This window comes from Streptomyces sp. SD31, assembly GCF_052068475.1.
GTDB lineage: Bacteria > Actinomycetota > Actinomycetes > Streptomycetales > Streptomycetaceae > Streptomyces.
In genome coordinates this window covers 271,417-282,794 of the sequence record NZ_JBQHCX010000013.1, presented here as the reverse complement: position 1 = coordinate 282,794, position 11,378 = coordinate 271,417, and the positions used below count along the sequence as shown (strand labels likewise).

At 70.2% G+C, this 11,378-nt stretch carries 9 protein-coding genes; 5 read left to right on the top strand and 4 right to left on the bottom strand.

All coding sequences use genetic code 11. From position 1 onward, the window contains the following. The 4 genes from ACTMVF_RS27695 to glgB form a co-directional block, all read left to right on the top strand. A partial coding sequence (locus ACTMVF_RS27695; protein WP_441273809.1) for an alpha-glucosidase C-terminal domain-containing protein occupies positions 1–486 on the top strand: 486 nt, incomplete at its 5' end. Further along, the gene (treS, locus tag ACTMVF_RS27690) at positions 483–2,183 is read left to right on the top strand and encodes a maltose alpha-D-glucosyltransferase (RefSeq protein ID WP_441273808.1); all 1,701 of its coding nucleotides are present in this window, start codon (positions 483–485) and stop codon (positions 2,181–2,183) included. The genes ACTMVF_RS27695 and treS, both read left to right, overlap by 4 nt. 84 nt (positions 2,184–2,267) lie before the next feature. Then, positions 2,268–3,713 (top strand): maltokinase N-terminal cap-like domain-containing protein, encoded by a 1,446-nt coding sequence (locus ACTMVF_RS27685; protein ID WP_441273807.1) that lies wholly within the window; start codon positions 2,268–2,270, stop codon positions 3,711–3,713. After that, complete coding sequence (glgB, locus tag ACTMVF_RS27680; RefSeq protein ID WP_441273806.1) at positions 3,710–6,391, top strand: 1,4-alpha-glucan branching enzyme; 2,682 nt, start codon at positions 3,710–3,712, stop codon at positions 6,389–6,391. The genes ACTMVF_RS27685 and glgB overlap by 4 nt, the downstream gene beginning before the upstream one ends. 217 nt (positions 6,392–6,608) lie before the next feature. Here glgB and ACTMVF_RS27675 read toward each other — a convergent pair whose 3' ends face one another. The 4 genes from ACTMVF_RS27675 to ACTMVF_RS27660 all read right to left on the bottom strand — a co-directional run bounded on the left by ACTMVF_RS27675 (position 6,609) and on the right by ACTMVF_RS27660 (position 10,288). Further along, complete coding sequence (locus ACTMVF_RS27675; protein ID WP_441273805.1) at positions 6,609–8,834, bottom strand: HelD family protein; 2,226 nt, start codon at positions 8,832–8,834, stop codon at positions 6,609–6,611. Between the two features lie 190 nt (positions 8,835–9,024). Beyond that, positions 9,025–9,357, bottom strand: a complete 333-nt coding sequence (gene trxA / locus ACTMVF_RS27670; protein ID WP_441273804.1) for a thioredoxin — start codon at positions 9,355–9,357, stop codon at positions 9,025–9,027. After that, on the bottom strand, positions 9,354–9,740 hold the full coding sequence (locus ACTMVF_RS27665; RefSeq protein WP_403332913.1) for a MerR family transcriptional regulator: 387 nt from the start codon (positions 9,738–9,740) through the stop codon (positions 9,354–9,356). Before ACTMVF_RS27665 ends, trxA begins: the two co-directional genes overlap by 4 nt. Positions 9,741–9,769: 29 nt before the next feature. Further along, a complete protein-coding gene (locus tag ACTMVF_RS27660) occupies positions 9,770–10,288 on the bottom strand; it encodes an Lrp/AsnC family transcriptional regulator (protein WP_441273803.1) in 519 nt (172 codons plus the stop codon). A gap of 45 nt (positions 10,289–10,333) precedes the next feature. Between ACTMVF_RS27660 and ACTMVF_RS27655 the strand changes: the two genes are divergently transcribed. Beyond that, positions 10,334–11,245: an NAD-dependent epimerase/dehydratase family protein gene (locus tag ACTMVF_RS27655; protein WP_441273802.1), complete on the top strand. Its 912-nt coding sequence runs from the start codon at positions 10,334–10,336 to the stop codon at positions 11,243–11,245. The last annotated feature ends 133 nt before the right edge of the window (positions 11,246–11,378 follow it).

Here is an 11,378-nt window from a genome sequence, read left to right as displayed (position 1 = left end):
GAACTGTGCGAGAACACCCCCCTGCGCGACGGCAGCGAGGAATACCTCCACTCGGAGAAGTACCAGCTGCGCCCCCGCGACTGGGCCGCCGCCGAACGCGAAGGTCGCACCATCACCCCCCTGATCACCCAGCTCAACGCCATTCGGCGAGCCAATCCGGCCCTGCGGCAATTGCGCGACCTCCACTTCCATCACGCGGACCAGGAAGCGGTGATCGCGTACTCGAAGCGCAGCGGTTCGAACACGGTTCTGGTGGTCGCCAACCTCGATCCTCACCACACCCAGGAGGCCACGGTCTCGTTGGACATGCCGCAACTCGGCCTGGACTGGCACGAGTCGGTGCCGGTGCGCGACGAGCTCACCGGCGAGACCTATCACTGGGGCAGGGCGAATTACGTGCGTCTCGAACCGGGCACTCGTCCCGCGCACATCCTCACCGTCCTGCGACCGTCCACCCCGCAGATCGGAGGGTCACCCACAAAATGATCGTCAACGAGCCCGTTCAGGACACCTTCGAGGACACGCCTGCCAAGGATCGTGACCCGGATTGGTTCAAGCGCGCCGTCTTCTACGAGGTCCTGGTCCGCTCCTTCCAGGACAGCAACGGCGACGGTGTCGGCGACCTCAAAGGCCTCACCGCAAAACTCGACTACCTGCAATGGCTCGGCGTCGACTGCCTGTGGCTGCCGCCCTTCTTCAAATCACCGCTCAGGGACGGCGGCTACGACGTCTCCGACTACACCTCCGTGCTGCCCGAATTCGGTGACCTCGCCGATTTCGTGGACTTCGTGGACTCCGCCCACCAGCGGGGCATGCGCGTCATCATCGACTTCGTCATGAACCACACCAGCGACCAGCACCCGTGGTTCCAGGAATCGAGGAAAAACCCCGACGGCCCCTACGGCGACTACTACATGTGGGCCGACGACGACAAGCAGTACGCCGACGCCCGCATCATCTTCGTCGACACGGAGGCCTCCAACTGGACCTTCGACCCGGTCCGCAAGCAGTACTTCTTCCACCGCTTCTTCTCCCACCAGCCGGACCTCAACTACGAGAACCCGGCCGTGCAGGAGGAGATCCTCTCCGCGCTGAAGTTCTGGCTGGACCTGGGAATCGACGGATTCCGGCTCGACGCCGTGCCCTATCTGTACGCGGAAGAGGGCACGAACTGCGAGAACCTTCCCGCGACCCATGAGTTCCTCAGGCGGGTGCGGAAGGAGATCGACGCCCACTACCCCGACACGGTGCTGCTGGCGGAAGCGAACCAATGGCCTGAAGACGTCGTCGACTATTTCGGCGACTTCCAAAGCGGTGGCGACGAATGCCACATGGCCTTCCACTTCCCGGTGATGCCGCGGATCTTCATGGCCGTACGGCGGGAATCCCGCTACCCGGTCTCGGAAATCCTCGCCAAGACCCCGGCCATCCCCTCCGGCTGCCAGTGGGGCATCTTCCTGCGCAACCACGACGAGCTGACCCTGGAAATGGTCACCGACGAAGAGCGCGACTACATGTACGCGGAGTACGCCAAGGACCCGCGAATGCGCGCCAACATCGGCATCCGGCGCAGGCTGGCCCCGCTGCTGGACAACGACCGCAACCAGATCGAGCTGTTCACCGCCCTGCTGCTGTCACTGCCCGGCTCGCCGATCCTGTACTACGGCGACGAGATCGGCATGGGTGACAACATCTGGCTCGGTGACCGCGACGCCGTCCGCACGCCGATGCAGTGGACCCCGGACCGCAACGCGGGTTTCTCGTCGAGCGACCCGGGGCGGCTGTTCCTGCCCACGATCATGGACCCCGTCTACGGCTACCAGGTGACGAACGTCGAGGCCTCCATGGCCTCCCCGTCCTCGCTCCTGCACTGGACCCGCCGCATGATCGAGATCCGCAAGCAGAACACGGCATTCGGACTCGGCTCCTACACCGAACTCCAGTCGTCGAATCCGGCCGTGATCGCCTTCCTGCGCGAATACGAGGACGACCTCGTCCTCTGCGTGAACAACTTCTCGCGGTTCGCCCAGCCGACGGAGCTGGATCTCCGGCGGTTCAACGGGCGGCATCCGGTGGAGCTGTTCGGCGGGGTGCGATTCCCGGCCATCGGTGAGCTGCCGTACTTGCTGACCCTCGGAGGCCACGGCTTCTACTGGTTCCGGCTCCGCAAGGACGCCGCCTGACAGCCCGGCGGGGCGGTTTCTCCCGCCCCGCCCGGGGCACGCATCAGTGACACCCCGACCGGCCCGGGGAAAGGACGTGACGCCATGTCGAAAGCCGTCACCCGCACCCTTACCACCCCTCCCAGCCTCCTCGCGTCGCTGGACCCACTTCTGCGGGAGTGGCTGCCACGGCAGCGATGGTTCGCCGGCAAGGGGCGTCCGGTCACCGGGTTCTCGCTGGTGGCGGCCACCGAGCTGCTGCCGCCCGGCGGCAAGCTGGGCCTGTACCACCTGCTGGTGCGCGCCCATCAGCCGCTCGCGCCCCTGCCGGGCGCCCCCGAGCAGCCCGCGGACTGCTACCAGCTCCTCATAGGAGAGCGCGAGGCGTTGCCGCCGCGGCTCGCGCCCGCGCTGATCGGACACGTGGCCGAGGGCCCGCTCGCCGGACGCACGGTGTACGACGCCCTGTACGACACCCGCCCCACCGAGCTGCTCCTGGAGGCGCTGCGCACCGGGGCCCGGATCGGCACGCTGCGTTTCGAGCGGGACGAGAGCCAGGAGATCCGGTCCGGCCTGGTGCCGCGCCTGGTCACCTCCGAGCAGTCGAACTCGTCGGTCGTCTACGGCGATACGTTCATCCTGAAGCTGTTGCGCCGCATCGTGCCCGGCGTCAATCCCGATCTGGAGCTGCCGCTGGCGCTGGCCCGCGAGAGCTGCGACCGGGTGCCCGCGCCGACGGCGTGGATCCGGGCGGAACTGTCCGGCGACTCGTACGTCCTCGGCGTGCTCCAGCCCTTCGTGCAGGGCGCGGCGGACGGCTGGGAGCTGGCGCTGCGCGAGCTGGCCAAGGGCGAGGACTTCGCCGCCGCGGCGCGGGCGCTCGGGCGCGCCACGGCCGAGGTGCACATGGCGCTGGCCCGCACGCTGCCGACCGTGACCCTGGGGCACGCGCAGGTGCAGCAGCTGGTCGACGGCATGGTCGAGCGGCTGGACGAGGCCACCCAGGCGGTGCCCGCGCTGCGGCCGTACGCGCCCGGTCTGCGTTCCGCCTTCGCGGCGCTGGCCGACCTGGCCGCCGAGGGCTGCACCTGGACCGCCCAGCGCATCCACGGCGACCTGCACCTCGGGCAGTGCCTGCGCTCGCCCGCGGGGCAGTGGTGGCTGATCGACTTCGAGGGCGAGCCGTCGAAGCCGCTGGCCGAACGGCGGATGCCGCAGCCGCCGGTGCGGGACGTCGCGGGAATGCTGCGCTCCTTCGACTACGCCGCCCACTCGGCCGACCCTCCGGTACCGGGCTGGGCCGACGCCTGCCGGGCCGCGTACTGCTCCGGGTACGCGCAGGCCGGCGGCGCCGATCCGCGGACCGATCCGGTGCTGCTGCGCGCGTACGAGACCGACAAGGCGATCTACGAGGTCGTCTACGAGGCCCGCCACCGCCCCGACTGGCTCCCCGTACCGCTGTCCGCGATACGTCGCCTCGCCGCGGACTCCGCGATCCCGTCCCCCGCCACGCCCCCATCCCCACCTTCGCCTAGGAGGCCCCGCCCGTGACCCCCCGCTCCACTCCCTCCAGCGGTTCGGATTCGAAGAAGACGGCCGAGAAGCCGGCTGAGCAGACGAGCGTCGCGAAGAAGGCGACGACGAAGACGGTGAAAGCCGCCGAGAAGGCCGCGGAGGCCATGAAGAAGGGGACAGCGAAGAAGGCGACGACGAAGGCCGGCGCGGCGAAGAAGACGGCTGCCAAGAAGACGGCCGCGAAGGAAGCCGCCGCGAAGAAGGCGCCGGCGAAGAAGGCCGCCGCCAAGAAGGCCGTCGCGAAGAAGGCCGTGGCCAAGAAGACGGCCGCGAAGACCACCACCGCGAAGAGCACGACGACGCCGAAGAGCACGGCCGCATCGAAGAGCACGGCGCCGAAGAAGGCCGCCGCCAAGAAGATCCCCGCGCAGAAGGCGACGGCGCCCAAGAAGATCCCCGCGCAGAAGGCCGCCCCCGTCGAGCCGTCGCCCCCCGTCGAGCCGTCCGCCCCCGTCGACGTGGCCGTATCCCCGGCCCTCGACGCCGTCGACCGCGACCGGCTCCTCACCGGCACCCACCACGACCCGCACTCCGTCCTCGGCGCGCACCCCGTGCCCGGCGGTGTCGCCTTCCGGGCCTTCAGGCCGTACGCCCTGTCGGTCACCGTCGTCGCGGGCAGCCTGCGGGCCGAGCTGCACGACGACGCGGAGGGGTTCTTCTCGGGGCTGCTGCCGCTGCGGGACGTACCGGAGGACTACCGGCTCCTCGTGGAGTACGAGGGGGCTGTCCAGGAGACCGAGGACGCGTACCGTTTCCTGCCCGCGCTGGGCGAGCTCGACCTGCATCTGATCGGCGAGGGACGGCACGAGGAGCTGTGGCGGGCGCTCGGCGCCGAGCCGATGACGCACCAGGGCGTGACCGGCACCCGGTTCACGGTGTGGGCGCCCAACGCACGCGGCGTGTCCCTGGCCGGCACCTTCAACTTCTGGGACGGCACGGGATATCCGATGCGCTCGCTCGGCGGCTCCGGCGTCTGGGAGCTGTTCGTGCCCGCCATCGGCGAGGGCGAGCTGTACAAGTTCGAGATCACCCGGCCCGACGGCTCGAAGACACTGCGCGCCGACCCGCTGGCCCGCCGTACGCAGGCCCCGCCCGACACGTCGTCCATCGTGCACGCCTCGCAGCACGAGTGGGGTGACGCGGCGTGGCTGGAGCGGCGCGGGTCGGTGCCGACGCACGAGGCGCCGTTCTCGGTCTACGAGGTCCACCTGGCGTCCTGGCGACCGGGGCTGACGTACCGTCAACTGGCCGAGCAGCTCCCGGCCTACGTCAAGGATCTGGGCTTCACCCACGTCGAGCTGATGCCGGTCGCCGAGCATCCCTTCGGCGGCTCCTGGGGCTACCAGGTCACCGGCTTCTACGCGCCCACGGCCCGCCTCGGCACACCGGACGACTTCAAGTTCCTCGTCGACGCCCTGCACCAGGCCGGGATCGGCGTGCTGATGGACTGGGTGCCGGCGCACTTCCCGCGCGACGACTGGGCGCTGGCCGAGTTCGACGGCCGTCCGCTGTACGAGCACGAGGATCCGCTGCGGTCCGCGCACCCCGACTGGGGGACGCTGGAGTTCGACTTCGGTCGCCGTGAGGTGCGCAACTTCCTGGTCGCCAACGCCACGTACTGGTGCGAGGAGTTCCATATCGACGGGCTGCGGGTCGACGCCGTCGCCTCCATGCTCTACCTGGACTACTCGCGCGAGCCGGGCCAGTGGGTGCCGAACGAGCACGGGGGCCGGGAGAACCTGGACGCGGTGGCGTTCCTCCAGGAGATGAACGCCACCCTGTACCGGCGGGTGCCGGGGGTCGTGACGATCGCGGAGGAGTCCACGGCCTGGGACGGTGTGACACGCCCGACGCATGTGGCGGGGCCGGGCGGTTTCGGGGGCCTGGGCTTCGGGCTGAAGTGGAACATGGGCTGGATGCACGACTCGCTGGAGTACATGGCCAAGGAGCCGGTGCACCGCAAGTACCACCACAACGAGATGACGTTCTCGATGGTGTACGCCTACAGCGAGAACTACGTCCTGCCCATCTCCCACGACGAGGTCGTCCACGGCAAGCGGTCGCTGGTGTCGAAGATGCCGGGCGACTGGTGGCAGCAGCGCGCCAACCACCGCGCGTACCTGGGCTTCATGTGGGCGCACCCCGGCAAGCAACTGATCTTCATGGGGCAGGAGTTCGCGCAGGGCGCCGAGTGGTCCGAGGCGCACGGCCCGGACTGGTGGCTGCTGGACCCGGCGTACGGGGCGGAGCCCGACCACCGGGGCGTGCGGGACCTGGTCCGCGACCTGAACACGGTCTACCGCCACACCCCTGCCCTCTGGCAGCGGGACACCGACCCGTCCGGCTTCCAGTGGGTGGTCGGCGACGCGGCCGACGACAACGTGTTCGCGTTCCTGCGTTACGACGCCGAGGGCGCTCCGCTGCTGGCGGTGTCGAATCTGTCGCCGGTCGTCCGGCACGACTACCGTCTCGGGGTTCCGGACGACGTCCCGGCCTGGCACGAGTCGCTGAACACCGACGCGGCGAAGTACGGCGGCAGTGATGTCATCAACCCCGACGCGATCAAGCCGGAGGCCCAGCCGTGGCACGGCCGCGCGGCGAGCATCCGCCTGACGTTGCCCCCGCTGGCGACGGTGTGGCTGCGCCCCGCCTAGTTCTTCGCCCCCGCCGCCCCTACCCTCCCCCAGAGGGGGGACCCCCACCGTCCCCTGGGGGCTGCCGCCCCCAGACCCCCGCTTCGGCCCTGAACGGGCCTCGTCCTCAAACGCCGGACAGGCTGAAATCCAGCCCCTCCGGCGTTTGAGGAGCGGGGGTCCAGGGGGCAGAGCCCCCTGGGATGGGACGGGTAGGGGCGGCGGGGGCGAGGTCAATTCAGGTGGTGGCGAGCGCCTTCGGCAACCGCCCCGTGTGCAGCACCCCCAGCCGCTGTGTGGCCCGTGTCAGCGCCACGTACAGGTCCGCCGTGCCGTACAGCCCAGGCTCCACCACCAGCACCGAGTCGAACTCCAGCCCCTTCGCCTGGCGCGGATCGAGGAGTACGACCGCCCGCGTCAGGTCGGGTTCCGCGCCCGCCGTCACGCCGTCCAGCCGCGCGGCCAGCGACCGGTGGAGATCGCGCGGGGCGATGACCGCCAGCCGCCCCTCCGCCGGGGTCAGTTCCACGACCGCCTTGGCCACGGCGCCGGGCAGGTCGTCGGTGGCGCGGATCCACGGCCGTACGCCGGTGGAGCGCACCGAACTCGGGGGCTCGAACCCGGGGTTCTCGGCACGGACCACCGCCGCGGCCAGCTCCATGATCTCGGCCGGCGTGCGGTAGTTGACGCCGAGGCGGGTGTGGTCCCAGCGGTCCTCGACGTACGGCTCCAGGATCCCGGCCCAGGAGCCGACACCGGCCGCCTCGGCCGTCTGCGCCGGGTCGCCGACCAGCGTCATCGAGCGGGTCGGGCTGCGCCGCATGAGCAGCCGCCACGCCATCGGCGACAGCTCCTGCGCCTCGTCCACGATGATATGCCCGAACGCCCAGGTACGGTCGGCCGCCGCACGCTCGGCGGCGCTGCGGTGGTCGTCCTCCTCCTGGCGTTCGGCGAAGCGCTCGGCGTCGATGATGTCGTGCGCCGACAGCACCTCGGAGCTGTCGGGATCGCTGTCTTCCTTGTCCTCGAACTCGTACGTCCGGGAGGCGTACGACACGTCCAGCACGCCCTGGGCGTAGGCGATCTGGGTCTCCCGCTCGCGCTCGGCACGCGCCCGCGCGACCCGGTCGTCCTCGCCGAGCAGTTCGGCCGCCTCGTCGAGCAGCGGCACGTCCGCGACCGTCCATGCCCGCGTCACCGGGCGGCGGATGGCGGCGGCGTCCTCGTCACGGACGTATCCCTCGGGGTCGGCGAGGAAGTCCGCGACCAGCCGCTGCGGGGTGAGCACCGGCCACAACTGGTCGATGGCGGACCAGACTTCGGGGTTCTCGGCGAGCTCGTCGCGGATCTGGGTGATGTCGCTCGGGTCGAGGAGGTTGCCGCCGTCGTACGGGTCCGTGCCGATGCGCTCGGCGACCATGTCCGTGAGCGTGTTGAGGATGTAGCCCTCGAAGTGCTCGCGCGCCACGTTGTGCGGGAGCTTCGCGGCCCGCGTCCGCTCGCGCGCCACGTTCACCAGGTCGTCGTCGAGCATCAGGACCTCGCGGTCGTGCTCGATCGCGATCACCGGGTCGGGCAGCCGCTGCCGGTCGCGTACGACGGCGGCGAGCACGTCGGCCATCTCCGCCCGCCCCTTCACGGCGGCCGCCTGCGGGGTGTCCGTCGCGGTCGCCTTCACGCCGGGGAACAGTTCGCCGACCGTGGCCAGCAGGACGCCGGTCTCGCCGAGCGAGGGCAGGACCTCGCCGATGTAGCCGAGGAAGGCGGGGTTGGGGCCGACGATCAGGACGGCGCGTTTGGCGAGCAGTTCGCGGTGCTCGTAGAGGAGATACGCGGCGCGGTGCAGGGCGACCGCAGTCTTGCCCGTGCCGGGGCCGCCCTCCACCACCAGCACTCCGCGGTGCGGTGCCCGGATGATCTCGTCCTGCTCGGCCTGGATGGTCTGCACGATATCGTGCATGCGGCCGGTGCGCGCGGCGTCGAGGGCGGCCAGCAGCACGGCGTCGCCGGTCGGGTCCTCGTGGCCGGTCCGCTCCTGGTCCCCCAGGTCGAGGATCTCGTCGTGCAGGGCGGTGACCGTACGGCCGCTGGTGGTGATGTGCCGCCTGCGCCTGATGCCCATCGGGGTGTGGCCGGTGGCCAGGTAGAAGGGGCGGGCGACATCGGCCCGCCAGTCGATCAGGATCGGTGTGCGCTCGGCGTCGTCGGTGCGCAGGCCGATGCGGCCGATGTGGTGGTGGGCGCCCGAGGCGAGGTCGATCCGGCCGAAGCAGAGCGAGCCGTCCACCGCGTTCAGCGCGGCGAGCAGCCCCGAGCGCTCGGCGACGAGGATGTCCCGCTCCAGCCGGGCCTGCATGGGCGTGTCGCCCTGGGCGAGCGCGTCCCCGACGGAGGCCTCGGTGTCGCCGCGCAGCGCGTCCACGCGCGTGTACAGGAAGTCGATGAATTCCTGCTCGCGTCGCATTTCACCGTCGTGCAATTCGGTGTTTGACAATTCCGCTCCCGCCCGGATATAGTGTGCTCACTGGACTTCACCGCGACTTCGTCGGGCCCAATCCGACTGGAAGTCGCGAACCATTGAATATACGCAGAGAAATCCCCCGGGCGCAATTGCCCGGGGGATTTCTTTGCATCCGAAGTGAGCGGTGGCCGGGTCACAGCACGTCGGCGAGCTCCTCCAGGAGCCTGCGCTTGGGCCGCGCGCCCACCATCGACTTCACCGGCTCACCGCCCCGGAACACCAGCAGCGTCGGCGTCGACAGCACGCCGTACGCGATCGTGGTGTTCGGATTGCGGTCCACATCCAGCTGGACGATCCTCAGCCGGTCGCCCTCCTCGCCGGCGATGGCGCTCAGGACCGGCGCGAGCTGGCGGCACGGGCCGCACCACTCGGCCGTGAACTGCACCAGCACCGGCAGTTCGGAGCCGATCACCTCCGCTTCGAAGTCCGCGTCCGTCACCTCTGCCACGCCCGCCGCCTTGATCACAGCTCCTGCCCTCCCAGTTCGCACAACGGTGGTTCCCCCTCGGCGAGCGCGAGCCGCAGCCCGATCTTGGCGCGCACGGTCTGCAACTCCCCGATCAACGCGTCGAGTTCGTCCAGCTTGCGCCGGTAGACCGCGAGCGAGGCGGGGCATGTGTCGCCTTCCGGGTGCCCGGCCCGCAGACACTCCACGAACGGCCGCGTCTCCTCCAGGTCGAACCCGAAGTCCTGCAACGTCCGGATCTGCCGGAGCAGCTTCAGGTCGCTCTCGTCGTATGTCCGGTAGCCGTTGCCGCTGCGCCGCGCGGGCAGCAGCCCTCGCGACTCGTAATAGCGCAACGTGCGCGTCGTGGTCCCGGCCCGTGCGGCCAGCTCGCCGATTCGCATGCGTACGAACGTAATCCTTGACGCCGACGTCAGGGCAACCGCGGCAGGAGCGGCTTTCCGCGCACCGGGGAGGACAGCACGATCGACGTCGTCGTACGGCCCAGTGCCGAGGTCTGTTCGAGGACCTCCTCCAGGTGGACGGTGTCCTCGACGGCGACCTTGAGGACCCAGCAGTCCTCGCCGACGACGTGGTGCACCTCGATGATCTCCGGGCGGTCGAGCAGCTCCAGGGTGCGGGGGTGTTTGAGGGTGTAGCCGCCGTGCGGGTTGACGCGGATGAAGGCCTGGATGCCGTAGCCGAGCCGGGCGGGGGCGACCTGGGCGCCGTATCCGGTGATCGCGCCCGCCGCCTCCAGCCGCCGTACGCGCTCGGTGACGGCTGCCGGGCTCAGTCGCACCCGGCGGCCCAGTTCGCTCAGCTTGATCCGGCCGTCGGTCTGGAGCAGTTCGAGGATCTGCCGGTCCAGGGCGTCGAAGGCCACCGGTGTTTCGCTGGTGGCTGGGCGCAGATGCCGTGGTTCTTTCGGCACGGTGGCCTGATCTCCCATGTCTTCCCCTTCAGGACGCGGTGCGGGGCCAGGAGAATTATGGTCATGCGAAAGGGACGAGAGGTACTGGTCATCGGCGGCAACCGCTATTTCGGCAAGCGGCTGATCGCGCGACTGCTGGCGGCCGGGGACCGGGTGACGGTTCTCAATCGTGGATCGTCGGCGCCACCGCCGGGCGCCGTCCATCTCGTCGCCGACCGCAGCGACGAGAAGTCCCTGACGGCGGCGCTGGGTTCACGGACGTTCGACGTCGTGGTCGACCAGGTCTGCTACACACCGCGCCAGGCGGAGATCGCCCGCCGGGTCCTCGCCGGCCGCACCCGTCGTTACGTGCTGACGTCGACGGTGGAGGTGTACGAGTACGAGGACTCGATCGCCCCCGTGCGCGAGACGGACGTGGATCCGCTGGACGTGACCGTCGACCTCGAACTGCCCTGGGACGACCCGGAGTTCCTCGACCGCCACTACGGCGAGGGGAAACGGCAGGCGGAGGCCGTCCTCGCCGCGGGCCCGGACCTGCCGTACGCGGCGGTGCGGGTCGCCCATGTGCTGGGCGGCGACGACGACTTCACGGGCCGCATGACGTACTACGCGGACCGCATCCGCGCCGGCGCGCCGATCGCCGTGCCGGTGGTGAACCAGCCGGCGACGTACATCCATGTCGAGGAGATCGCCGACTTCCTGTTCTGGGCGGTGGGCCAGGACTTCACGGGCCCGGTCAACGCCGCCTCGCACGGCCTGCTGACCACCGGCGACCTGTGCGACGCGATCGCCGCGCACATCCCGGACGGCACGGCGGTCTTCCGGCACGTCGAGGTCGGCGAAGTCTCGCCGCTCTCCTTCACCCGCGCCTACGGCATGGACAACTCCCGTGCCACACGCCTGGGGTTCCGCTTCACACCCGCCCGACAGTGGCTCCCGAAGGCCGTCGCCGAGACCCTCGGAAGGGCCGGCTGACGTACGGGACCGCACGGTCGACTCCCGCCGCGCGGCACGATCGGCCCTGGGCCACGCTCGGGGGCGGGCCATGCTCTCGTAGGCACGCCCCATGGCCGGCTGAGCCGGAGCGACGTCGGTCGTGAGGAGCACG

Excerpts from the sequence above, each read along its gene's own strand:
- treS (WP_441273808.1), top strand. The coding sequence starts at position 483 with ATGATCGTCAACGAGCCCGTTCAGGACACCTTCGAGGACACGCCTGCC.
- ACTMVF_RS27685 (WP_441273807.1), top strand. The coding sequence starts at position 2,268 with ATGTCGAAAGCCGTCACCCGCACCCTTACCACCCCTCCCAGCCTCCTC.
- ACTMVF_RS27675 (WP_441273805.1), bottom strand. The coding sequence starts at position 8,834 with ATGCGACGCGAGCAGGAATTCATCGACTTCCTGTACACGCGCGTGGAC.
- ACTMVF_RS27665 (WP_403332913.1), bottom strand. The coding sequence starts at position 9,740 with ATGCGAATCGGCGAGCTGGCCGCACGGGCCGGGACCACGACGCGCACG.
- ACTMVF_RS27660 (WP_441273803.1), bottom strand. The coding sequence starts at position 10,288 with ATGGGAGATCAGGCCACCGTGCCGAAAGAACCACGGCATCTGCGCCCA.
- ACTMVF_RS27655 (WP_441273802.1), top strand. The coding sequence starts at position 10,334 with ATGCGAAAGGGACGAGAGGTACTGGTCATCGGCGGCAACCGCTATTTC.